The organism is Streptomyces sp. NPDC049687, from assembly GCF_044465285.1.
GTDB lineage: Bacteria > Actinomycetota > Actinomycetes > Streptomycetales > Streptomycetaceae > Streptomyces.
On record NZ_JBITLN010000004.1, the window covers coordinates 474,004 to 496,262 of the forward strand.

Annotated in this window: 26 protein-coding genes; 17 read left to right on the forward strand and 9 right to left on the reverse strand. The window is 71.6% G+C overall.

Translation table 11 applies throughout. From position 1 onward, the window contains the following. Positions 1 to 3 precede the first annotated feature (3 nt). From ACIBVL_RS16300 to ACIBVL_RS16355, 12 genes are all read left to right on the forward strand, one after another. The gene (locus ACIBVL_RS16300; RefSeq protein WP_399097794.1) at positions 4 to 1,857 is read left to right on the forward strand and encodes a transketolase; all 1,854 of its coding nucleotides are present in this window, start codon (positions 4 to 6) and stop codon (positions 1,855 to 1,857) included. Next, positions 1,854 to 2,786, forward strand: a complete 933-nt coding sequence (gene ligD / locus ACIBVL_RS16305) for a non-homologous end-joining DNA ligase (RefSeq protein ID WP_399097795.1) — start codon at positions 1,854 to 1,856, stop codon at positions 2,784 to 2,786. Before ACIBVL_RS16300 ends, ligD begins: the two co-directional genes overlap by 4 nt. 181 nt (positions 2,787 to 2,967) lie before the next feature. Beyond that, positions 2,968 to 3,255 (forward strand): gas vesicle protein, encoded by a 288-nt coding sequence (locus tag ACIBVL_RS16310; protein ID WP_399097937.1) that lies wholly within the window; start codon positions 2,968 to 2,970, stop codon positions 3,253 to 3,255. A gap of 58 nt (positions 3,256 to 3,313) precedes the next feature. Beyond that, the gene (locus ACIBVL_RS16315) at positions 3,314 to 3,754 is read left to right on the forward strand and encodes a gas vesicle structural protein GvpA (RefSeq protein WP_399097796.1); all 441 of its coding nucleotides are present in this window, start codon (positions 3,314 to 3,316) and stop codon (positions 3,752 to 3,754) included. Then, positions 3,751 to 4,506, forward strand: a complete 756-nt coding sequence (locus ACIBVL_RS16320; RefSeq protein ID WP_399097797.1) for a GvpL/GvpF family gas vesicle protein — start codon at positions 3,751 to 3,753, stop codon at positions 4,504 to 4,506. Before ACIBVL_RS16315 ends, ACIBVL_RS16320 begins: the two co-directional genes overlap by 4 nt. A gap of 7 nt (positions 4,507 to 4,513) precedes the next feature. Continuing rightward, a complete protein-coding gene (locus tag ACIBVL_RS16325; protein WP_399097798.1) occupies positions 4,514 to 4,777 on the forward strand; it encodes a gas vesicle protein GvpG in 264 nt (87 codons plus the stop codon). After that, the gene (locus ACIBVL_RS16330; protein ID WP_399097799.1) at positions 4,774 to 5,469 is read left to right on the forward strand and encodes a DNA primase; all 696 of its coding nucleotides are present in this window, start codon (positions 4,774 to 4,776) and stop codon (positions 5,467 to 5,469) included. The genes ACIBVL_RS16325 and ACIBVL_RS16330 overlap by 4 nt, the downstream gene beginning before the upstream one ends. Further along, entirely contained in the window at positions 5,466 to 6,632 is a 1,167-nt protein-coding gene (locus ACIBVL_RS16335) for an SRPBCC family protein (RefSeq protein ID WP_399097800.1), read from the forward strand. The genes ACIBVL_RS16330 and ACIBVL_RS16335 overlap by 4 nt, the downstream gene beginning before the upstream one ends. Beyond that, positions 6,629 to 6,997, forward strand: a complete 369-nt coding sequence (locus ACIBVL_RS16340) for a gas vesicle protein (protein WP_399097801.1) — start codon at positions 6,629 to 6,631, stop codon at positions 6,995 to 6,997. The genes ACIBVL_RS16335 and ACIBVL_RS16340 overlap by 4 nt, the downstream gene beginning before the upstream one ends. Continuing rightward, positions 6,994 to 7,782 (forward strand): GvpL/GvpF family gas vesicle protein, encoded by a 789-nt coding sequence (locus tag ACIBVL_RS16345; protein WP_399097802.1) that lies wholly within the window; start codon positions 6,994 to 6,996, stop codon positions 7,780 to 7,782. The genes ACIBVL_RS16340 and ACIBVL_RS16345 overlap by 4 nt, the downstream gene beginning before the upstream one ends. Next, entirely contained in the window at positions 7,779 to 7,967 is a 189-nt protein-coding gene (locus ACIBVL_RS16350; protein ID WP_399097803.1) for a gas vesicle protein, read from the forward strand. Before ACIBVL_RS16345 ends, ACIBVL_RS16350 begins: the two co-directional genes overlap by 4 nt. Next, entirely contained in the window at positions 7,964 to 8,248 is a 285-nt protein-coding gene (locus tag ACIBVL_RS16355) for a gas vesicle protein K (protein WP_399097804.1), read from the forward strand. Before ACIBVL_RS16350 ends, ACIBVL_RS16355 begins: the two co-directional genes overlap by 4 nt. Positions 8,249 to 8,266: 18 nt before the next feature. Here ACIBVL_RS16355 and ACIBVL_RS16360 read toward each other — a convergent pair whose 3' ends face one another. Together ACIBVL_RS16360 and ACIBVL_RS16365 are read right to left on the reverse strand one after the other, a co-directional pair. After that, positions 8,267 to 8,437 (reverse strand): hydrophobic protein, encoded by a 171-nt coding sequence (locus tag ACIBVL_RS16360; RefSeq protein ID WP_133913849.1) that lies wholly within the window; start codon positions 8,435 to 8,437, stop codon positions 8,267 to 8,269. Between the two features lie 53 nt (positions 8,438 to 8,490). Continuing rightward, on the reverse strand, positions 8,491 to 9,312 hold the full coding sequence (locus ACIBVL_RS16365; protein WP_399097805.1) for a class I SAM-dependent methyltransferase: 822 nt from the start codon (positions 9,310 to 9,312) through the stop codon (positions 8,491 to 8,493). A 197-nt stretch (positions 9,313 to 9,509) separates the two neighbouring features. On the opposite strand from ACIBVL_RS16365, the gene ACIBVL_RS16370 reads away from it, so the two are divergent. Both ACIBVL_RS16370 and ACIBVL_RS16375 read left to right on the forward strand, forming a co-directional pair. Beyond that, the gene (locus ACIBVL_RS16370; protein ID WP_399097806.1) at positions 9,510 to 10,187 is read left to right on the forward strand and encodes a histidine phosphatase family protein; all 678 of its coding nucleotides are present in this window, start codon (positions 9,510 to 9,512) and stop codon (positions 10,185 to 10,187) included. A gap of 334 nt (positions 10,188 to 10,521) precedes the next feature. After that, on the forward strand, positions 10,522 to 12,141 hold the full coding sequence (locus ACIBVL_RS16375; protein ID WP_399097807.1) for an ABC-F family ATP-binding cassette domain-containing protein: 1,620 nt from the start codon (positions 10,522 to 10,524) through the stop codon (positions 12,139 to 12,141). 11 nt (positions 12,142 to 12,152) lie between these two features. On the opposite strand, the gene ACIBVL_RS16380 is transcribed toward ACIBVL_RS16375, so the two are convergent. After that, the gene (locus ACIBVL_RS16380) at positions 12,153 to 13,262 is read right to left on the reverse strand and encodes a Vms1/Ankzf1 family peptidyl-tRNA hydrolase (protein WP_399097808.1); all 1,110 of its coding nucleotides are present in this window, start codon (positions 13,260 to 13,262) and stop codon (positions 12,153 to 12,155) included. A 65-nt stretch (positions 13,263 to 13,327) separates the two neighbouring features. On the opposite strand from ACIBVL_RS16380, the gene ACIBVL_RS16385 reads away from it, so the two are divergent. After that, positions 13,328 to 13,678, forward strand: a complete 351-nt coding sequence (locus tag ACIBVL_RS16385; RefSeq protein WP_399097809.1) for a DUF6158 family protein — start codon at positions 13,328 to 13,330, stop codon at positions 13,676 to 13,678. A gap of 145 nt (positions 13,679 to 13,823) precedes the next feature. On the opposite strand, the gene ACIBVL_RS16390 is transcribed toward ACIBVL_RS16385, so the two are convergent. The 6 genes from ACIBVL_RS16390 to ACIBVL_RS16415 all read right to left on the reverse strand — a co-directional run bounded on the left by ACIBVL_RS16390 (position 13,824) and on the right by ACIBVL_RS16415 (position 20,009). Next, positions 13,824 to 14,135, reverse strand: a complete 312-nt coding sequence (locus tag ACIBVL_RS16390; RefSeq protein ID WP_399097810.1) for a hypothetical protein — start codon at positions 14,133 to 14,135, stop codon at positions 13,824 to 13,826. A 250-nt stretch (positions 14,136 to 14,385) separates the two neighbouring features. After that, positions 14,386 to 16,491, reverse strand: a complete 2,106-nt coding sequence (locus ACIBVL_RS16395; protein WP_399097811.1) for a catalase — start codon at positions 16,489 to 16,491, stop codon at positions 14,386 to 14,388. Next, a complete protein-coding gene (locus ACIBVL_RS16400; protein WP_399097812.1) occupies positions 16,491 to 17,033 on the reverse strand; it encodes a type 1 glutamine amidotransferase domain-containing protein in 543 nt (180 codons plus the stop codon). The genes ACIBVL_RS16395 and ACIBVL_RS16400 overlap by 1 nt, the downstream gene beginning before the upstream one ends. Before the next feature lie 6 nt (positions 17,034 to 17,039). Continuing rightward, entirely contained in the window at positions 17,040 to 17,702 is a 663-nt protein-coding gene (locus tag ACIBVL_RS16405) for a diguanylate cyclase (protein ID WP_399097813.1), read from the reverse strand. Beyond that, positions 17,699 to 18,079 (reverse strand): DUF2795 domain-containing protein, encoded by a 381-nt coding sequence (locus ACIBVL_RS16410; RefSeq protein WP_399097814.1) that lies wholly within the window; start codon positions 18,077 to 18,079, stop codon positions 17,699 to 17,701. The genes ACIBVL_RS16405 and ACIBVL_RS16410 overlap by 4 nt, the downstream gene beginning before the upstream one ends. Before the next feature lie 139 nt (positions 18,080 to 18,218). Continuing rightward, positions 18,219 to 20,009 (reverse strand): thiamine pyrophosphate-requiring protein, encoded by a 1,791-nt coding sequence (locus ACIBVL_RS16415; protein WP_399097815.1) that lies wholly within the window; start codon positions 20,007 to 20,009, stop codon positions 18,219 to 18,221. A 261-nt stretch (positions 20,010 to 20,270) separates the two neighbouring features. On the opposite strand from ACIBVL_RS16415, the gene ACIBVL_RS16420 reads away from it, so the two are divergent. Both ACIBVL_RS16420 and ACIBVL_RS16425 read left to right on the forward strand, forming a co-directional pair. After that, entirely contained in the window at positions 20,271 to 21,065 is a 795-nt protein-coding gene (locus ACIBVL_RS16420; protein ID WP_399097816.1) for an RNA polymerase sigma factor SigF, read from the forward strand. 150 nt (positions 21,066 to 21,215) lie between these two features. Continuing rightward, positions 21,216 to 22,082 (forward strand): hypothetical protein, encoded by an 867-nt coding sequence (locus ACIBVL_RS16425; protein WP_399097817.1) that lies wholly within the window; start codon positions 21,216 to 21,218, stop codon positions 22,080 to 22,082. Positions 22,083 to 22,259 lie beyond the last annotated feature (177 nt).

Here is a 22,259-nt window from a genome sequence, read left to right on the forward strand (position 1 = left end):
CCGATGGACACCGCCGAACTCACCGAGCTGGGCCAGCAGTTGCGCGTGGACAGTGTGCGCGCCTCCGCCGCCGCGGGCTCCGGGCATCCGACGTCGTCGATGTCGGCCGCGGACCTGATGGCGGTGCTGCTGGCGAACCACCTCCGCTACGACTTCGACCGGCCCGCCCACCCGGCGGCCGACCGCTTCGTCCTCTCCAAGGGCCACGCCTCCCCCCTCCTGTACTCCGCCTACAAGGCGGCCGGCGCGATCGACGACGACACACTGCTCACGTTCCGCAAGCTCGGCAGCAGTCTGGAGGGGCACCCCACCCCGCGCCGGCTCCCCTGGGTGGAGACGGCCACCGGGTCGCTCGGCCAGGGCCTGCCCGTCGGCGTCGGCATCGCCCTGGCCGGCAAGCGCCTGGACCGCACCGGATACCGGGTGTGGGTGCTGTGCGGGGACAGCGAACTCGCCGAGGGCTCCGTGTGGGAGGCCGCCGAGCACGCGGCGTACGAGCATCTGGACAACCTCACCGCCATCGTCGACGTCAACCGGCTCGGCCAGCGCGGCCCCACCCGGCACGGCCACGACCTCGACGCCTACGCCCGCCGCTTCCAGGCCTTCGGCTGGCACACCGTGGAGATCGACGGGCACGACGTCGACGCCATCGACCGTGCCTACGGCGAGGCCGCCTCCACCCGGGGCCAGCCCACCGTGATCCTCGCCCGCACCCTCAAGGGCAAGGGCGTCGAGAGCGTCCAGGACCGCGAGGGCCTGCACGGCAAGCCGCTGCCCGAGGCCGACGAGGCGATCGAGGAGCTGGGCGGCATCCGCGACCTGCGTGTCGAGGTCCACGGGCCGCCCACCGCCCGCATGCTGCACTCCGTCCCGAACGGTCATCTGGACCTGCCCCGCTGGGAGAAGGACGCCGACGAGAAGGTCCCCACCCGCGACGCCTACGGACAGGCCCTCGCCGCCCTCGGCACCGCCCGGCCCGACGTCGTCGCGCTCGACGGCGAGGTCGGCGACTCCACGCGCGCCGAGTTCTTCGCCAAGGAGCACCCCGACCGCTTCTTCGAGTGCTACATCGCCGAACAGCAGCTCGTCGCCGCCGCGGTCGGTCTCGCGACGCGCGGCTGGGTGCCGTACGCCTCCACGTTCGCCGCCTTCCTCACCCGCGCACACGACTTCGTACGGATGGCGTCGGTCAGCGGTGCCGGGATCAACCTGGTCGGCTCGCACGCGGGCGTCGCCATCGGGCAGGACGGGCCCTCCCAGATGGGTCTGGAGGACCTGGCGATGTTCCGTGCCGTGCAGGGCTCGACCGTGCTGTACCCGTGCGACCCCAACCAGACCGCGCACCTGGTCACCGCGATGGCCGGGCTCGACGGCATCCGCTATCTGCGCACCTCGCGCGGCGGCGGACCGACGCTCTACGGGCCCGACGAGGAATTCCCGGTCGGCGGCAGCAAGGTGCTGCGCTCCTCCGACCGTGACCGGCTGACGGTCGTCGCGGCCGGCGTCACCGTCCACGAGGCGCTCGAAGCCGCCGACGCCCTGGCCGGCGAGGGCATCGCGGTCCGTGTCGTCGACCTGTACTCGGTCAAGCCCGTCGACCGGGCGACGCTGCGCCGGGCGGCCGAGGAGACGGGATGTCTGATGACGGTGGAGGACCACCACCCGGAGGGCGGCCTCGGGGACGCCGTCCTCGACGCGTTCCTCGACGGACGCCCCATGCCCCGCCTGGTGCGCCTCGCCGTCCGTACGACGCCCGGCTCGGCGTCCCCGGACGAGCAGCTGCACGCCGCCGGCATCGACGCCGAGTCGATCGCCGCGTCCGCCCGGCTGCTGGTGGAGACGGCGGTCGTGCCGTGAGCGGTGACGGGGTCCGCACGGTGCGCGCGGGGCGCCGTACCGTCGAGGTGCACCGGCCGGACAAGGTGCTCTTCCCCGCACAGGGGGACGGGCCGCAGTACACGAAGGAGGACCTCGTCGCGTACTACCGGTCGGTGGCCACGTTCATGCTGCCGCACCTGCGCGGCCGCCCCCTGATGCTGGAGCGGCATCCGGACGGCGTCGACGGGCCCCGGTTCATGCAGAAGAACACCCCCGAGCGGTATCCGGAATGGATCACCCGGGTCGAGGTGCCGAAGGAGGACGGCACCGTCCGCCACACCGTCTGCGAGGACTCCGCCACCCTCGCCTTCCTCGCCGACCAGGCCTGCCTCACCCTGCACCGCTGGCTGTCGCGGTCCGGGCGGCACCTCGACCGGCCGGACCTGATGGTCTTCGACCTCGACCCCTCCGGCGACGACTTCGCCGCGGTGCGCCAAGCGGCGCGGTGGCTGGGCGAGCTGCTCGAGGAACTCCGGCTGCCCTCGGGGCTGATGACCACCGGCTCGCGCGGACTGCACGCCGTCGTCCCCCTCGACGGGCAGCACGACTTCGACGAGGTGCGCGCCTTCGCCCGGGACGCCGCCGAACTGCTCGCCGCCGAACACCCCGACCGGCTCACCACGGCCGCCCGTAAGCACGACCGCGGCGACCGGCTCTACCTCGACGTCGGCCGCAACGCCTACGCGCAGACCGCCGTCGCCCCCTACACCGTGCGCGCCCGGCCCGGCGCGCCCGTCGCCGTGCCGATCACCTGGGACCAGCTCGACGACCCGGACCTCGGCCCCCGCCGCTGGACCGTCGCGAGCGCGGTCGACCAGGCCCGCAGCCGCCCCTGGTCCACGGCGACCGGCCGCGGACGCTCACTGGGGCCCGCCCGCCGCCGGCTGGACGCCCTGCGCGGGATGTGAAGCACTCCGTCGTTCGTGAAGGTTTGGCCAAGAGTCTTCAGGCCACCCGGAGGAAGAGGTGGTCATGTCTGACACGAGGAACACAGAGCGAACACGCACTGCACGCGACGTACAGAGATCGAAGGGCGACGCGCCGAGATCCGAGGACGACGTGCACGGAGCGAAGGACGAGGTCGACAGCATGGCGGACCAGGACCGGCCGAGCCCCATGGAGGTGCTGCGCCAGGCGCGCGCCCAGCTCGCCGAGCTGACCGGCATGACCGCCGAGAGCGTCTCGTCCTTCGAGCAGACGGAGGACGGCTGGTCCCTGGAGGTCGAGGTCCTCGAACTGGAACGGGTGCCCGACACCATGAGCCTGATGGCGAGCTATCAGGTCCAGCTCGATCCCCAGGGGCAGCTCACCGGCTACCGGCGCGTTCGCCGCTACGAACGCGGACGGGCCGACGCACATAGGCCCGGCGGCCGCTAGGCCGCTCGGCGACGGAACGTCCCGACATCACTCACAAAGGCAAGGAGGTGCGGTCGGCATGACCGTAGTCCCGGCACAGCAGTCCGGCGGCGGAGGGGGCTCCAGCGGCCTTTACGACGTCCTGGAGCTCGTCCTCGACAGGGGGCTGGTCATCGACGCGTTCGTCCGGGTCTCCCTGGTCGGCATCGAGATCCTCAAGATCGACGTACGTGTCGTCGTGGCCAGCGTCGACACCTACCTGCGCTTCGCCGAGGCGTGCAACCGCCTGGACCTGGAGGCGGGGCCCCGCAAGAGCCCGGGCCTGCCCGACATGGTCGGCGAGATCACCGAGTCCGGAGCGCGCGGCAAGTCCAAGGGAGCGCTGTCCGGCGCAGCGGAGACCATCTCCGACGCCTTCAAACAGGCCCGTGACGAGGGCTCCGGCAAGGAGGAGGAGCGCGAATCCAGGCCGCGGGCCCGCAAGACCACCTCGGCGCGCCGTAAGGAGGAACAGGAGTGAGCACGTACGTCTACGGCATCACCGCCGGCTCGCACCCCACCGTCCCGGAGGATCTGGGCGGCGTCGGCGAGCCGCCCATGCCGGTGCGTGTGCTGAAGGAGGGGGAGCTGGCGGCGATCGTCAGCGACGCCCCCGAGGGGCTGCGCCCCAAGCGGCGCGATCTCCTCGCCCACCAGAACGTGCTCGCCGAGGCGGGATCCGCCGGCTGCGTGCTGCCCATGAGGTTCGGCAGTGTCGCCCCCGACGACAGCGCCGTCACCGGGGTGCTCGCCGAGCGCGCCGACCACTACAAGGAACGGCTGAAGGCCCTCGAAGGCAAGGTCGAGTACAACGTCAAGGCGACCCATGCCGAGGAGGCCGTGCTGCACCACGTGATGGCGGGCAATCCGGAGCTGCGCGCCCTCGCCGAGGCCAACCGGAAGGCGGGCGGCGGGACTTACGAGCAGAAGCTGCAGCTGGGCGAGATGGTGGCCGCCGCCGTCAAGGCCCAGGAGGCCGAGGATGCGGGCCTCGTGCAGCAGGCCCTGGAGCCGCTCGCCGCGGCCGTCAGCGTGGGACCGGAGTCCACGGGCTGGCTGGCCAACGTGTCGTTCCTGGTGGACCGGGACGCGGCCGCGGGCTTCGCACAGGCGGTGGACGACCTCCGCGCGGCTCATCCGCACCTCGACGTGCGCCTGAACGGGCCGCTGCCGCCGTACAGCTTCGTCGAGCCCGGACCGGCCGAGCCCGCGGAGCAGACAGCCGGGAAGTAGGTGTGCCGTGGGACTGGTCGGAGAGGTACTGCTGCTGCCGTTCGCCCCCGTGCGTGGCAGCGCGTGGGTGATCAGACAACTGGTCCAGGAAGCCGAACGCATCTATTACGACCCCTCCGCGATCCGGACCGAACTCTCCCGGCTCGAGGAGCAGCTGGAAGCCGGTGAGATCACCGAGGAGGAGTTCGACCGCATGGAGGACGAACTCCTGGACCGGCTGGAGGTCGCGATGCGCGGCAACGTGGAAACGGACGACGGGACGACACGATGAACCGAATGGGACTGGGCCTCGCCGTCGGGGCCGGATACCTCCTCGGACGGACCAAGAAGCTGAAGATGGCCCTCGCCGTCGGCTCGCTGGTGGCGGGCAAGAAGCTGAACCTGACCCCCAAGGCCCTCGCGGACCTGCTCTCCCAGCAACTGCGGGACAACCCGCAGTTCAAGGAGATCGGAGACCAGGTGCGCCAGGATCTGCGCGGGGTCGGCAAGGCCGCCTCCGGCGCCATGGTCGAACGGCAGATGAACGCGCTCGCCGACCGGCTGCACGGCCGCACCGCGCAGGTGCGCGACCAGGTCGCGGGCGTCGTCCCCGACGTGGGCGATCAGCGGGCGGACGACGAGACGGAAGACCGGGCGGACGAGGAGTACGAGGAGCCGCAGGACGCCCGGGACGAGGAAGAGACCGAGGACGAGGGCGCGCAGGACGAGGAGCCGCAGGACCTCGAGGAGGACGAGGAGGAGACCGAGGAAACCGAGGAAGAGGAGCCGCGGCGCAAGACGGCGGCCAGGCAGGGGCCGGCGAAGAAGGCGGCCAGGAAAGCGCCCGCCAAGAGGGCCCCGGCCCGCAAGGCGGCCGCCAAGACCACCGCTTCGGCCGGGAAGACGGCCGGGCGGACCACATCCAGGACTGCCTCGGGCAGCGGCTCGCGCGCCCGGCGGTCGAAGGGAGGCGGTGACCGATGACCGAGACACTCGGATCCGCCAAATCCGCGACGTCCGCGGCCTCCTCCGCCGGCAACCCGCTGACCGAGGTGGCCCACAGCGAGGCCGCCGAACGGCTCAAGGAAGAGGTGCAGGAGTACCTCGCCGCCCAGGCCACGCGCATGCTGACCGGCGTCGGCCGCAAGCTCGGCGAGACCACGGGCAAGCTCACCGACATCGCCGAGGGCAACAGCCCGGGCCTCGGCAAGCTCGCCCTCGAAGGCGGCCGCAAGCTCGCCCAGGGCAAGGGACCTCTGCGCTCCGCGCTGGAACTCGGCGCCTCCCGTGCCAAGGACAACGTGATGGGCGCTTTCAAGAAACTCGGTGGCGGCAAGGGCAAGGGCAAGGGGAAAGCCGGCAACAAGCCGACCGTCATCATGGAGCACATCGACGTCGGCGTGCCGCTGCGCACGGCCTACGACCAGTGGACCCAGTACCAGGACTTCAGCACCTTCGCCAAGGGCGTCAAGAGCGCGAGCCGCGCCGACGACACCACCAGCGACTGGCAGGCGAAGGTCTTCTGGTCCAACCGCAGCTGGAAGGCGAAGACCACCGAACAGGTGCCGGACGACAGGATCGCCTGGTCCTCGGAGGGCGCCAAGGGCACCACGAGGGGTGTCGTCTCCTTCCACCGGCTCGCCGACAGCCTCACCCGCGTCCTGCTGATCATCGAGTACTACCCGTCGGGCTTCTTCGAGAAGACCGGCAACATCTGGCGCGCCCAGGGCCGCCGTGCCCGCCTCGACCTGAAGAACTTCGCCCGCTTCATCACCCTGAAGGGAGAGGCGGAGGACGGCTGGCGCGGCGAGATCCGCGACGGCGAGGTCGTCCGCTCCCACGACGACGCGGTCGCGGAGGAGAACGAGGAGAACGAGGAGAACGGCGAGCCCGAGGAGGGCGCCGAGGCGCGGGATGCCGAGGACCGCGCCACGGAGGACGATGAGAACGGGGCCGAGGACGAGGAGGGCCCGTACGCCGAGGACGAGGAGGAGGAAGAGCCCGGGGAAGAGGAACCCGAGGGCGCGTCGGAGGAGGAAGAGGAGGACGGTGAGCCGGAGGAGGCCGCCGAGGACGAGTACGAGGAGTACGACGAGGAGGAGCCCGAGGACGAGGAAGCCTACGCCGAGGGCGGGAGCCGTCGATGAGCATGCCGAGCCGGCTGCCGGAGCCGTACGGCCAGGGCGGCGGCGCCAATCTCGCCGACATCCTGGAACGGGTCCTCGACAAGGGCATCGTCATCGCGGGCGACATCCGGATCAACCTGCTCGACATCGAACTGCTCACCATCAAGCTCCGTCTCATCGTGGCCTCCGTCGACAAGGCCAAGGAGATGGGCATCGACTGGTGGGAGGACGACCCGGCGCTCTCCACCCGGGCCCGCCGCGACGCGCTCTCGCGCGAGAACGCCGAGCTGCGCGAGCGGCTGGCCCGGCTGGAGGAGCTGGAGCCCCGCCGCGCCCGCCAGAACCGGGAGAACACCCCGCAGGACGTCCGTGAGGAGTCCCCATGACCGGACTGCGTTACGTCTACGCCGTGTGCCGGCCGCTCGGCGCGCCCCTGCAGGCCGATCTGACGGGGGTCGCGGGCGATCCGCCCAGGCTGCTCACCCACCACGGCCTGATCGCCGTGGTCAGTCATGTACCGGAGCGGGACTTCTCCGAGGAGCCGCTCCGCCGGCATCTGGAGGACCTGGACTGGCTGGCCGCGACCGCCCGCGCCCATCAGCAGGTCATCGACGCGCTCACGGCCGTCACCACGCCGCTGCCGCTGCGCCTGGCCACCGTCTTCCGGGACGACAGCGGCGTCCGCGTGATGATGGAGGAGCGCGAGGAGTACTTCCTGCGCACCCTGGACCGGCTGGCCGGACGGGTCGAGTGGGGAGTGAAGGTCTACCTCGAGCCCGAGACGGAGCCCGGCGCGACGGCGCCGCCCGCGGCGAAACCCGCCTCCGGCCGCGACTATCTGCTCCAGCGGCGCCGGAAGGCCATGGCGCAGGAGGACACCTGGCAGCGCGCCGAGCGATTCGCCGGCCGGCTGCACACCACCCTGAGCGCGCACGCCGACGACGCGAGGCTCCATCCGCCGCAGAACTCCGCCCTTTCCTCTGCCGCCGGCCAGAACGTGCTGAACGCCGCCTATCTCGTGCCGCGCGGACAATCCGAGGAATTCGTGGAAATCGTGGACCGCACAAAGGGCGAGGAGCCCGGTATTCGCGTGGAACTCACCGGTCCTTGGGCGGCCTATTCGTTCGTCGACGACGCCGGCGAGGGGGCCGGCGAGGGGGAGGGCCCATGACCGTCGTGGAGCGCCGTGAGGTCGCTCTCGTGGACCTGCTGGACCGGCTGCTGGCCGGCGGGGTCGTCATCACGGGCGACGTCACGCTGCGCATCGCGGACGTCGACCTCGTCCGCATCGACCTGAACGCCCTGATCAGCTCCGTGAACGAACAAGTGCCGTCGCCGTGGGGGGATGCGCTGTGACCGCTCGCCGCAACCGGCTGGACCTCGAGCCCGACACCGTCGAGCGCGACCTGGTCAAACTCGTCCTCACCGTGGTGGAGCTGCTGCGCCAGCTGATGGAACGGCAGGCGCTGCGCCGCTTCGACCAGGGCGACCTGAACGAGGAGCAGGAGGAGCGCATCGGGCTCACCCTGATGCTCCTCGACGACCGCATGGCCGAACTGCGCGACCGCTACGGACTGCGGCCCGAGGACCTCAATCTGGACCTCGGGCCGCTCGGACCGCTGCTTCCCCGGGAATGATCCCGAAGAGCCGTCAATTCACCACCTGTACCAACGGCCCCTGCCTCCCGCCGCGGAGGTGCCCCGGAAGAGGAATCCCAGGAGCCAGACGACAAGAACCGCGAGCGCGATCCACCAAAGCAACTTCACCGCGAATCCGGCACCGAAAAGTATCAGCACCAGCAGCAGCACCAGCAGAATGGGAACCATAGTGTGAACCTCCTGAAATCCGGGTGTCCCGGATTTCAGGAATCATCCGCGGTTCACACATCCTTTCGGCACAGAATCTCTCCGTGGAGGACGGCGAACCAGCCGTCCTCCCGCCCGCCCCACTCCCGCCAGGCCCGCGACACGGCCCGCAGCTGCTCCGGGGTGGCGTGCCCGCCCTGCGTGGCGCGTTCCGCGTAGGCCGAGGCCAGCGTGCGGTCGGCCCACAGCCCGCTCCACCAGGCCCGCTCCTCGGCCGTGCTGAACGTCCAGGTGGCGGAGGTCGCCGTGATGTCGGTGAACCCCGCCGCCAGCGCCCACGACCTCAGCCGGCGCCCCGCGTCCGGCTCGCCGCCGTTGGCCCGCGCCACCCGTCGGTACAGGTCCAGCCAGCCGTCCATTCCGGGGGAGGCGGGGAACCAGGTCATCGCCGCGTAGTCCGAGTCGCGTACGGCGACGTACCCACCCGGCTTCGTCACCCGCCGCATCTCGCGCAGCGCCTGCACCGGGTCGCCGACGTGCTGGAGCACCTGGTGGGCGTGGACCACGCAGAACGAGTCGTCCGGATGGTCGAGGGCGTGCACGTCCGCGACCGCGAAGTCGACGTTGGTCAGGCCCCGCTCGGCGGCGGTGGCGCGCGCCCGCTCCAGGACGGCGGGCGCGTGGTCGACGCCGGTGACGTGCCCGTCGGGGACCAGGGCGGCCAGGTCGGCGGTGATGGTGCCCGGGCCGCAGCCGATGTCCAGGATCCTCATGTGCGGCTTCAGCGAGCCGAGGAGGTAGGCCGCGGAGTTCGCGGCGGTCCGCCAGGTGTGCGAACGCAGCACCGACTCGTGGTGCCCGTGCGTGTAGACGGCGGTCTCCTGTGCCTTCGGCATGGCTCTACCCCTTCTCGACATACCGGCCCCCCGGCTCCCGAAAAGCCCGGGGCGATGCTCATCACCGTACGCTCGCCGACCGTATTTTGAGACCAACTATTTCACCATGTGGACTGACGGAGTGTCACGCTGTCTCCGGATACCCTGAAGCCACCGTCACCCGCCGGGACGGCGTCCGCGACCGGAAGGGTCACCGCATGCGCCTGCTGCTCGTCCGCCACGGCCAGACCCCCACCAACGTGAACTACCTCCTCGACACCGCCGTCCCCGGCCCCGGCCTGACGGAACTGGGCGAGCGGCAGGCGGCGGCCCTCCCCGCGGCCCTCGCCGACGAGCGCATCGGGGCCGTGTACGCCTCCACGCTCGTCCGCACCCAGCTCACCGCCGCCCCGCTGGCCGCCGCCCGCGGGCTCGACGTCCTCGTCCGTGACGGCATCCGGGAGATCTCCGCGGGCGACCTGGAGATGCGGTCCGGCGACTCCGAGGACGGCGCGCTCTACATGCGCACGGTGTTCGCCTGGGCCACGGGCGAGGTGGAGCTGCGCATGCCGGGCGGCGAGAACGGCGTGGAATTCCTGGCGCGCTACGACGCCGTGGTCGCGGAGGCCGCCGAAGCCGCCGGGACCGGCGCGGGAGCGGTCGCCCTGGTCAGCCACGGCGCCGCGATCCGCACCTGGGTCGCCGCCCGCGCCCACAACATCGACGTCCCCTTCGCCGCCGCCCACCGCCTCGCCAACACCGGCACAGTGATCCTGGAAGGCACCCCGCAGGACGGCTGGAAGGCCCTGACCTGGGCGGGCGCCACGGTGGTACCGGCCGGCGAGGCGGGTCCCGCGGGCGAGACGCGTCCGGCGGGCGAGGCGCTCGGCGGGTGAGGGCGTACCCGCGGCCCGGGCGCGGTGCTCGGGCCGAGGGTGACGGGGCACGGCGCGTACGTGATCGCTGCCGGCGGTGACGCCGCCGAGGGAGCCGGCCGCCGCCGGGTGCCGTCCGGGGCGGGGGGCCGGGGGCATGGCAGGGGCGGCAGGGCGACGCTCGGGCGCTGTCCGTGGCGAGGCCGGTCCTCTTCCGGTGGGGCCGCTGGCTTCGTCGGCGGTCCAGGCGTTCCCGGTACGGCCCGTCGGTCGTGGCGAGGGGCTCGGGCAGGTGGCGCCGGGGGCGGGATAAGGGTTTGCCGGTTGGCGGGGACGGCCCGCAGAATGCCTCCTCATGGGACATCTGGAAGCCGCGCACCTCGAGTACTACCTCCCCGACGGGAGGGCGTTGCTCGGCGACGTGTCCTTCCGGGTGGGCGAAGGGGCCGCGGTGGCCCTGGTCGGACCCAACGGCGCCGGCAAGACCACCCTGCTGCGCCTGATCTCCGGCGAGCTGAAGCCGCACGGCGGCACCGTCACCGTCAGCGGCGGCCTGGGTGTGATGCGCCAGTTCGTCGGCTCCGTACGGGACGAGACGACCGTACGCGACCTGCTGGTCTCCGTGTCCTCGCCCCGCATCCAGGAAGTCGCGAAGGCCGTCGACAAGGCCGAGCACGCGATCATGACCGTCGACGACGAGGCCGCGCAGCTCCAGTACGCGCAGGCCCTCTCCGACTGGGCCGAGGCACGCGGCTACGAGGCCGAGACGCTGTGGGACATGTGCACCACGGCCGCGCTCGGGGTGCCCTACGACAGGGCGCAGTTCCGGCTCGTCCGCACCCTGTCGGGAGGCGAACAGAAGCGGCTGGTGCTGGAGGCGCTGCTGCGCGGCACCGACGAGGTCCTGCTCCTCGACGAGCCCGACAACTACCTCGACGTCCCCGGCAAGCGCTGGCTCGAGGAGCGGCTGAAGGAGACCCGCAAGACGGTCCTCTTCGTCTCCCACGACCGCGAACTCCTCTCCCGCGCCGCCGAGAAGATCGTCTCCGTGGAGCCCTCGCCCACCGGCGCCGACGCCTGGGTGCACGGCGGCGGCTTCGCCACCTACCACGAGGCCCGCCGCGAACGCTTCGCCCGCTTCGAGGAGTTGCGCCGCCGCTGGGACGAGAAGCACGCCCAGCTGAAGAAGCTCGTCCTGAACCTCCGTCAGGCCGCTTCCATCAGCCACGAGTTGTCCTCCCGCTACCAGGCCGCCCAGACCCGGCTGCGCAAGTTCGAGGAGGCCGGCCCGCCGCCCGAGCCGCCGCGCGAGCAGGACATCAAGATGCGTCTGAAGGGCGGCCGTACCGGCGTAAGGGCCGTCACCTGCAAGGGACTCGAACTGACCGGCCTGATGAAACCCTTCGACCTGGAGGTCTTCTACGGCGAACGCGTCGCCGTCCTCGGCTCCAACGGCTCCGGCAAGTCGCACTTCCTGCGCCTCCTCGCCGGTGACGAGGTGACGCACACGGGGGAGTGGAAGCTCGGCGCGCGGGTCGTGCCCGGACACTTCGCCCAGACCCACGCCCACCCCGAACTCCAGGGCCGCGCCCTCCTCGACATCCTGTGGAAGGAGCACTCCCAGGACCGGGGAGCGGCCATGTCGCGGCTGCGCCGCTACGAGCTCACCCAGCAGGCCGAACAGACCTTCGACAAGCTCTCCGGGGGCCAGCAGGCCCGCTTCCAGATCCTGCTCCTGGAACTGGAGGGCGTCACCGCCCTCCTCCTCGACGAGCCCACCGACAACCTCGACCTGGAGTCCGCCGAGGCCCTCCAGGAAGGCCTCGAGGCCTTCGACGGCACGGTCCTCGCCGTCACCCACGACCGCTGGTTCGCCCGCTCCTTCGACCGCTACCTGGTCTTCGGCAGCGACGGCCGGGTCCGGGAAACCCCGGACCCGGTCTGGGACGAACGGCGCGTGGAACGGGCCAGGTGAATCCAGGCGGGCTACTTCCAGCGCAGCAGCGCGCCCAGCCCGCCCACCGGCGCCTCCTCCGGCGCCTCGGGCGGTACGACGAGCGCGCTCGCGTCCGTGGCGACCGCCGACCGGATCAGCGCGTCGTCCGCCCGGGCCGCCCACGAGTGCTGCTCGCCCAGCGCCTTCAGTTCGGTACGGCGCACCGCCACCTGGTCCGGGTCCTCGCCGATCCACACCTCACGGTGGGCGTCGGGGCTGTCCGGCCGGATCAGCAACTCGTCGATCCGGTGCTCACGGGCCGCCTCGACCAGCGCCGGCACGCCCTCCACCGCCCCGGTACGCCCCTTCTCGTCCGGGGCCCGAGCGGCGAGGAAACGTTCCAGCTCGGCCTCGGTGCGCCGACGCACATGCTCGGCGCGGGCCGCCTCCACATCCTCGTCCAGCAGCCTGCTGCCCTGACCGCGGTCCGTCTCGACCACCCGGTCCTGCAACCGCCGCGGCAGCCGCTCGTGCACCGCCCGCCGCTCCCGGTCGTCCCCGACCAGCACCAGCAGATCGGCGCGGGTCTCCTCCTGGCAGACGCTGAGCGCGTCCGCGATCTCCGCAGCGTTGTGCTCCCAGGTGTTCTCCACCTTCAGCTGGAAGTGCCGCTCGGACCAGTCGGCCGTCGCCGTGCGGTGGACCGGATACTGCCGACCGCTGACCGTGTCCACCCTTTCCCGGGTCAACGGTGTCCGCAGCTCGAAGTCCGCGCCCTTGCGGTCGATGTACGCCACCACGCACACCGGGTCCTGGTCGGCCAGCTCCAGCAGTGGCGCGACCCGGGGCAGCGGCGCCCACTCGGCCCAGTCGCCCTGCGGGGGCCGGGCGGCCAGCGCGGGATCGAGGACGACCTCGCCGGCCCGGGCGAACAGGGCCCGCCCGTGCGGCTCGGAGGAGTGGCTCAGCTCCTCGACGGCGTGCTGCACGGCCCGGCACGTGGCGTCGTCCGCACCCTGCCGGGCCAGCTCGCGGGCCATTGCCGCGGCCGTGAGGCGACGCTCCTGAGGGGTGTTCTCCGTGTGCCGGGAGGTATCGACGTACACGGAGGCCCAAGGGCCGGAATGTTCGTACAGTGGATGCAGAAACGCGAGATCCATGGCTCCCTCCCGGATGCCGCTCGGGGGTAGTGCTGGCAATGCTCCCGAGCGGGTACCCGGACCGTATGGACGAACACGACGAGTGGGGCACCACGATGACCGGAGTCGACCCCGACCGGCTGGACGACCAGCAACTCATGAAGGAGCTGGAGACGATCCATCGCACGCGCCACGACACCCTGCTGTACGGCTCGAACGACGCCCTGCGCGCCCACAACGAGCGCATGGCCCGGCTGGAGGGCGAGTACCTGCGCCGCAACCCGCGCCGCTTCGTGGCCCCCGGCCGCACCCGGGAGGGGGCCAGGGAGCGGGCCACCGCGGTGGAGGGCGTCCGGGGCGCTCGCCCCGCCGCGGCCGAGACCCCGGTGGGGAAGTGGGGGCGGGGGGCGGCGGGCGGGGGCGCCGGGGAGGTGTGAGGCGGTATACGGTCTGCGGTCGGTCGTCTGCGGTCGTCCGTCGGGCGCCTGCCGGATGCCGTCGAACGCATACATCACCACTGAGCGGTGCAAGACGGCCCCGGGACCCGAAGTCGGATCCCGGGGCCGTCCGGTTTCAGGCCGCTCAGCCGTGCTTGCGGCCCGAGCCGTCCTCGCTGTCGCCCCGGACCTGCACGCTGTAGGAGCCGTCACCGGTGACGCAGCTCTGCTGCCTCGAGTTGTCCTCGCTGGCAATCCCGGGCGAACCGAGCAGGCCTCCGAGTCCGAGGTTCAGGTGCTGGAGGTTCAGCAGACCGACGTTGACGTCGCCCTGCTGAATGCACTGCCGGGAGCCCTCGTCCCCGCCCGAGCCGTGGGCGGAGGCGACACCGGCCCCGGCCAGGCCGAGGCTACCGATCATGGCGGCGACGAGACCGGCCTTGTGAAGCTTGCGCATTACATCACCTTTGCTATCTGGGTGGCGTGTTCCGTTCTGTAACGGAGCGTTACAAGTGTGCACCGTATGTTACGATTGCACCTTTTGCACCTCAACACGCCGACTCGCCCGCGGCAACCGACGGCGTGCCGCTCGGGGGATGCGAGGGGCGGAGCGGGTGACGTATGCGGTCGACCGCGTGCAGAAAGCGGGATGCGGTCGACCGCCCCGCATGCCGTCGACCGCATCCCGCTGATCGCCTACCGTCGCCTCACCCGTGCACGGGGAGCCGCCCCCAATGCCGGTGCGCCGCGATCGCGGCCACGAACGCCTGGACGAACTCCTCGCTCGCGGCGCCCGGAGAGGTGTCCGTGACCACCCCCTGGTCGGTGACCACCCGGTGGAACTCCGTGGACAGCCGCACCCCCTCCGGCTTCAGTGCCGCCACCACGCCTACCCCGGACCCCAGTGCCCCCACGGGCTTGCCGTGCCGGTAGGCGCCCCGCACGAACGGCATGACGTCCGGGTCCCCGGTGATCGCGGGGGTGCCGGTGGGGCCTCCCGGCAGCAGGACGGCGTCATACAGGACGGAGGCGACGGTCGGCAGTGCGCGGTCGACTGCATACCGTTCACCGTCGATCGCCGACACGCTCCCGTCCGTCGCCGCCAGCGCCTCCACGATCGCGCCCTGAGCGGCCAGCTCCTCCCGTACCGACGTCACCTGCTGCGCGTCCACTCCGTCGGTGACGAGCACCGCGATCCGCCGGGTGCGGATCGCCCCCTCGCCCCGCAGCGACTCCAGGCTGAGCGCGGGAGACGACAGCTTGGACGCCGTCTCCATCCCGCCGGACGGCTCGGCCACCCCGATGCCACCCGCCACCTGCCGCGCCAGGCCGCCGTCGACCCGCGCGAGCTGCTCGACCGTACGAACCCGTATCTCCCGGGTCTCGACCTTGCCCAGTTCGAATCGGAACGCCTGCACGATGTGCTGCTTCTCCCAGTCCGCCATGCTGTTCCAGAACAGGGCGGGCTGGCTGTAGTGGTCCTGGAAGCTGGGGCTGCGCCGGCGAATCGTGGCGCCGTCGACGCGTTCCGTGTAGTGCGTGAACGCCTTGCCGTCGGCGCCCGCGTGGGCGGGGCAGCCGCCGCCGAGGGAGTTCGGGAAGTAGTTCGTGCCCCGGTGGACCGTGCTCTGGTGGTAGCCGTCGCGCTGGTTGTTGCGGACCGGCGCGACCGGGCGGTTCACCGGCAGCTGACTGAAGTTGGGGCCGCCGAGCCGGATCAACTGGGTGTCCAGGTAGGAGAAGTTGCGGGCCTGGAGCAGCGGATCGTTGGTGAAGTCGATGCCGGGCACGACGTTGGCCGTGTGGAAGGCGACCTGTTCGGTCTCCGCGAAGAAATTCTCCGGGTTGCGGTCGAGGACCATCCGGCCGATCGGGCGGACCGGCACCAGCTCCTCAGGGATGATCTTCGTGGCGTCGAGCAGGTCGAAGTCGAACGCGAACTCGTCCTCCTCCGGCACCAGTTGGACGCCCAGCTCCCACTCCGGGTACTCGCCGGCCTCGATCGCGTCCCACAGGTCACGCCGGTTGAAGTCCGGGTCGCGGCCCTGGCACTCCTGGGCCTCGTCCCACACCAGCGAGTGCGCGCCGAGCCGCGGTTTCCAGTGGAACTTCACGAACGTGCCGCGCCCGTCCGCGTTCACGAACCGGAAGGTGTGCACCCCGAAGCCCTGCATCATGCGGTAACTGCGCGGGATCGCCCGGTCCGACATCAGCCACATGATCGCGTGCAGGGTCTCCGGCTGGAGCGACACGAAGTCCCAGAGCGTGTCGTGCGCGGAGGCGCCCGTCGGGATGTCGTTGTGCGGCTCCGGCTTCACCGCGTGCACGAAGTCGGGGAACTTGATGCCGTCCTGGATGAAGAACACCGGGAAGTTGTTCCCGACGAGGTCGTAATTCCCTTCGGACGTGTAGAACTTCGTCGCGAAGCCCCGTACGTCGCGCACGGTGTCCGCCGACCCCCGCGGGCCCTGCACGGTCGAGAACCGCACGAACACCGGTGTGCGCACCGACGGGTCCTGCAGGAAGGCGGCGCGGGTGAACTCGGCGCAGGACTCGTACGGTTCGAAGTAGCCGTAGGCGCCCGCGCCCCGTGCGTGCACCACCCGCTCGGGGATGCGTTCGTGGTCGAAGCGGGTGAGCTTCTCCCGGAAGTGGAAGTCCTCCATCAGGGTCGGCCCGCGCTCGCCGGCGGCCAGTGAGTCGTCCGTGTGGTCGACCTCCACGCCCTGGTCGGTGGTCAGCGGCCCGGACGCCGGGTCCTCGGCGCGGAAGCCGTCGAGCTGGTGGTCCTTGCGGTCGGCCGACGGCCCCATCAGTTCGCCTCCCCGGCGAACACGTCCAGATAGGCCTCGCAGAACGCCTTCAGATCGTCCGGCCTGCGGCTGGTGACCAGCTTGTTGGGGCCGTGGTCGCAGATCTTCACCTGTTCGTCCACCCAGGTGCCGCCGGCGTTGCGGATGTCCGTCTGCAGGCTCGGCCACGAGGTCAGTTCACGGCCGCGCACGACGTCCGCCTCGACGAGCGTCCACGGGGCGTGGCAGATCGCGGCGACTGGCCGCCCCTGCTCGAAGAACTCCTTCACGAACGCCACGGCCTTCGGGTTCATCCGCAGGAAGTCCGGATTCGCGACCCCGCCCGGCAGGACCAGGCCGCCGAAGGACTCCGCGGGGACCTCGCCGACGACCTCGTCCACCATGAACGTGTCCGCCTTGTCGAGGTGGTTGAAGGCCTGGATCTCGCCGGACTCCGTCGACACCAGCACGGGCTCGTGGCCCGCGTCCACCGCGGCCTGCCAGGGATCGGTGAGCTCGACCTGTTCGACGCCCTCGGGTGCCGTCAGAAACGCGATACGCATGATCGTTCAATGTCCTTTCGTGGCATGCCGGTGGGCCGCGTCGCCCCCGGCGCGCTTCTTCTTCCTGGCCCTGGCCGCCCGTCGGCAGCGCAGCAGTTCCTCGCCGTAGGGCAGGAGCACACAGGTGCCGATGGCGGCGGCGATGGCCGCCAGATAGCCGGGTGAAAGCGGTTTCCGGCGGGGCACCAGCCGCCATGCGTCCGGATCGCCGCGTCCGCCCCGCAGCAGGGACTTCACCTGGTCGGCGTGCAGGCACATCAGCGAGGCCAGCGCACCGAACGGCAGCGACTCCAGAAAACTGTGGATGTGCTGCTCCACGGGCTTGACCTCGCGCTCGCTGTGCACGGCCGTCCGTACGTCCCACAGCGCGGTCGCCTCGTGCACCGCGGCGCCCGCGCACTGCACGGTCAGCAGCAGCGGATTGACCTCGTAGCGCAGGGTGAGTGCGATGGGGAGGCCGACCTCGGCCATCATCAGCGAGTGGATCAACGACTCCTTGGTACCCGCCGTGTCCTCGATACGGGTGCGCCGGTGCATGGCCCAGTCGGCGAGACCGGGCACGAACCAGCTCGGCAGCAGCCCGTACAGCAGATAGCGGGTGGTCGCGTCGCCCACGTCGACGGTGGCGCCCGTGGCGGCGATCTGAGCCGCACGGTCACCGCGGCTCACCGGCCGCTCCCCACCAGCGCCTCGGCCAGCGCGGCCGCGTTGGCGTAGCGCTCCTTGTGCGGCAGCCGCCGTACGGCCTCCACCAGCGCGTCCGGCGCGTTCCTGCGGCGCAGGGTCAGGGCCAGTTCGTCCGGGCCCGCGGGAAAGGGGCTGCGCCCCAGGATCCGGCCCAGCTCCAGCCGGACCGTGGCCAGGGACGCCCGGGAGGTGCCGGGCACCACCGGACCGCCCCAGACCTCGGGATCGTCCTCCGCGGACGGCTCCGGGTCGTGCCATTCCTCGGACCGCGTGGGGTGCCCGGACCGGAGCAGACCCTGCAGTTCGTGCTTCATCTCGTCGTCCCGGTGCACACTCAGCCGGTCACTGCCTCGCTGCATGTCTCCCTCCAGATCTTCTCGGCCGGCCCACCGCGTACCCGTGGGGCGGGAGCCGACACGGGTTGGCGGAGACGGATGCCGGTATGCGAGATCCCGAATGGCGGATATTGCATACGAGATCCCGCGGGGACCGGAGCCGTCACTTCCTGCCCGGCAGGAACTCCTGCACCTTCGCCTTGAACCCCTGCTTGATCATGGAGCCGCGGTCGGCGTCACCCTTGAGGATCGATTCGGCCGTCGCCTCCATCTGCTCCCAGGTCGCGTGCGGCGGGATCGGCGGCACCGCGGGGTCGGTGAGGAACTCCACGACCGCGGGCCCGTCCGCCTCCAGGGCCGTACGCCAGCCCGCCTCGACGTCCTCGGGCTTCTCCACCCGCACCCCGGTCAGTCCCAGCGAGCGGGCGAACGCCGCGTACTGCACGTCCGGCAGTTCCTGCGAGGGCAGGAACGACGGGGCGCCCTCCATGGCGCGCATCTCCCACGTCACCTGATTGAGGTCGTGGTTGTTCCACACGGCGACCACCAGCCGCGGATCCTCCCAACGGTGCCGGTACTTGGCCGCGGTGATCAGCTCCGCCATGCCGTTCATCTGCATCGCCCCGTCCCCGACCAGCGCGATCGCCGGCCGGTTCGGGTGCGCGAACTTGGCGCCGATCGCGTACGGCACCCCGCAGCCCATCGTCGCCAGCGTGCCGGAGAGGGAGGCGCGCATGCCGGGGCGCATCGTGAGATGCCGGGCGTACCAGTTGGCAACCGAGCCCGAGTCGGAGGTGACGATGGCGTCGGCCGGCAGCAGCGGGTCCAGGGCGCGGGCCACGTACTCCGGGTTGATCGGGTCGGCGGACAGTTGCGCCCGCCGCTCCATCACCTCGTGCCAGCGCCGTACGTTGTCGCACACGGTGTCGAACCATTCGCGGCCGCGTTCCTCGCCCCGGATCATCGGGATCAGCCGCCGCAGCGTCTCCCTCGCGTCGCCGACGAGATTCACCTCGTACGGATAGCGCATCCCCACCATGTGCGGGTCGATGTCGATCTGCACGCCCCGCGCCTTGCCGAACTCCGGAAGGAACTGCGTGTAGGGGAAGGAGGAGCCGATCGTCAGCAGGGTGTCGCAGTCGCGCATCATCTCGTACGACGGACGGGTGCCGAGCAGGCCGATGGAGCCGGTGACGTAGGGGAGTTCGTCGCTGAGGACGTCCTTGCCGAGCAGCGCCTTGGCCACGCCCGCGCCCAGCACCTCGGCGATCCGCTCGACCTCCGCGCGGGCGCCGGCCGCACCCTGCCCGGCCAGGATGGCCACCTTGTCGCCGGAGTTGAGGATCTCGGCGGCCCGCTCCAGGGACTCCTCCGACGGGATCGCCGTCCAGCCGCTGCGGTCCAGGCTGGAGGGCACCATCTTGAACTCATGGGTGGGGGCGGAGTATTCGAGCTCCTGCACGTCCCCGGGAATGATGATCGCGGTCGGACAGCGGCGGGCGTACGCGGTGCGGATCGCCCGGTCCAGGACGTTCGGCAGCTGCTCGGGAACGGTCACCGTCTCCACGAAGTCAGAGGCGACGTCCTTGAACAGGGTGTGCAGGTCCACCTCCTGCTGGTACGAGCCGCCCATCGCCGTGCGGTGCGTCTGACCGACGATCGCCAGCACCGGCACATGGTCGAGCTTGGCGTCGTAGAGGCCGTTGAGCAGGTGGATCGCGCCCGGTCCCGAGGTCGCCGCGCACACCCCGAGACGGCCGCTGAACTTGGCGTAACCGGTCGCCTCGAACGCGGACATCTCCTCGTGCCGGGACTGCACGAACCGCGGTCGGTCCTCGGCCCGGCCCCAAGCGGCCAGCAGACCGTTGATGCCGTCGCCGGGGTAGCCGAACACTTCCTCCACGCCCCACTCGCGCAGCCGCTGCAGGATGTGGTCGGAGACCTTGGTGCTCATGGACGTGACCTCCCGGTGTCGGGAAAAGAAGGCATGCGGACGTTTGAGGTGACGTGTGCCGAGTGACCCCGAGGACCGCCGGAAAACCTGGGCAGGCGTTTGCGGGCGGGGGCCGGGGGCAGGCGCTCTCCCAGTGCTTCGGACCGGAGGCACGTCCGTGGGACCGCCGTAGCCGACGGCCCCGGCAGGCCCGGCCGGCTGTGGCCGCACTCCCACGGAGACCGGTCAACCCTGAGCACTCCAAGGGAGTTGCCACGCATCATGCGAAATCGAGCGAACGCGAAGCGCCACCCCCACGACGACGCCCCCGACACCGCCGACGCCTTCCGCAGGCTCGCCGCACTGCCGCCGGGCCCCCGGCGCGACACCCTCCGTGACCAGCTCGTCGAGGCCTGGCTGCCCATGGCCCACCGCATCGCCGGACGCTTCCGCAGCCGCGGCGAGAGCCACGAGGACCTGCGCCAGGTCGCGGCGCTCGGCCTCGTCAAGGCCGTCGACCGCTACGACCCCGAGCGGGGCAACGCTTTCGAGAGTTACGCCGTCCCCACCGTCACCGGCGAGATCAAACGGCACTTCCGCGACCACATGTGGACCGTGCACGTGCCCCGCCGCGTCCAGGAGCTGCGCAACCGCGTCCGCTTCGCCTGCCAGGACCTGTCCCAGACCGTGCCCGGACGCAGCCCGACCGTCACCGAGATCGCCGAGCAGGCGCAGCTGAGCGAGGAGGACGTACGGGCCGGGCTGGAGGCGCTGGAGAGCTTCACCGCGCTGTCGCTGGACGCGGAGATGCCCGGTGGTGAGGGCGGCTACTCGTTGAGCGACGTACTGGGGGCGGCCGATCCGGCGCTGGACACCGTCGTGGACCGGGAGGCCGTTCGGCCTCGGCTCGCGGCGCTGCCCGAGCGGGAGCGGGCGATTCTCTACATGCGGTTCTTCGGGGACATGACACAGAGCCGGATCGCCGAGCGGTTGGGGATCTCGCAGATGCATGTGTCACGGCTGATCAATCGGTGTTGCGACCGGTTGCGCGAAGAGGTTCTGAGGGACGCCGCGTAGGGGCGGGCGTCGCGCCTGCGAGTCACCCGTGTGGCGGGCTTCCGTCCCGCCAATGGCCCGTGGCCGCGCGCGGGGCGGGTCCTCCCGGGCTGTGATGAGGGCGAGGCATGAACGCCGTGGCCCGCACTCGTCGGCCTAAGGAGCCCTTGCATGCGCCGCACCGCCCCCTTCCTCCTCGCCGCCGCCCTGCTGGTCGTCGCCGGGCCGGTCGCGGTCGCCGATCCGGCGGCCGAAGTCGGCCCGGGCAGTGTCGACCCGGGTGGCAGCGTCACCGTGTCCGTCTCCTGCGACCCCCTCGAGGGCACCGCCCCCGAAACCCTGGACGCCGTCTCCCCGGCCTTCGCCGAGGGCACCGTCAAGCTGAGCCGGGTCCCCGGCGACGGCGGGGGAGCGGCCGGGCCCGCCTACCAGGGCAGCGCCGACATCGTCCCCGACCTCGCCGAAACGGACGGCGGGACGGGGCCGGACAGCGCCTGGACCGTCGACGGGACCTGCCCGGCACCGCCCGGCGGACAGGGCGGGCCCTGGAGCGCGACCTTCGACGTCAGCGACGCCGGCGGCAGCGACGGCGGCACCCAGCCATGCGCCGTCGACCCCGGCCGGAGCGGAGCTTCCTGCGACTCCGGCTACACCGACTCCGGCTCCACCGACCCCGGCTCCACCGACTCCGGCTCCACCGGCACCGGCTACACCGACCTCGGCCACACCGACTCCGGCTCCACCGGCACCGGCCCCACCGACCCCGGCCACACCGACCCCGGCCACACCGACCCCGGCTCCACCGGCACCGGCCCCACCTGCTCCTACGACGCCTGCGCCACGACCCAGCCCACCGCCCACCCGACGGCCCACCCCACAGCCCACGTCCACGCCACCGATCCCGCCACGGTCGCACACGGCGTCCGGGCCGGGACCGGCGGAGCCTTCCGCGATTCCGTGCCCGCTCTGGTCGCCGGCGGTCTGCTGATCGCCGGCGCGTGCGGGGCCGCCGCGCACCGGCTGGTGCGCCGCCGCTAGCCCCCGGCGGACGCCTGACCTCGCCGGAGGACCCCCCGGCCCGCTGTGACCGGCGCAACGCTGGCGGGCGGCCATGGGAACGGGCACTGCTGGGTACTCAGAGCCCGGGGGCACGACCCGCCCCATGCGAAACGCCACGCACCACCGGGACGACGGACACCACCGAGACGGCAGGCA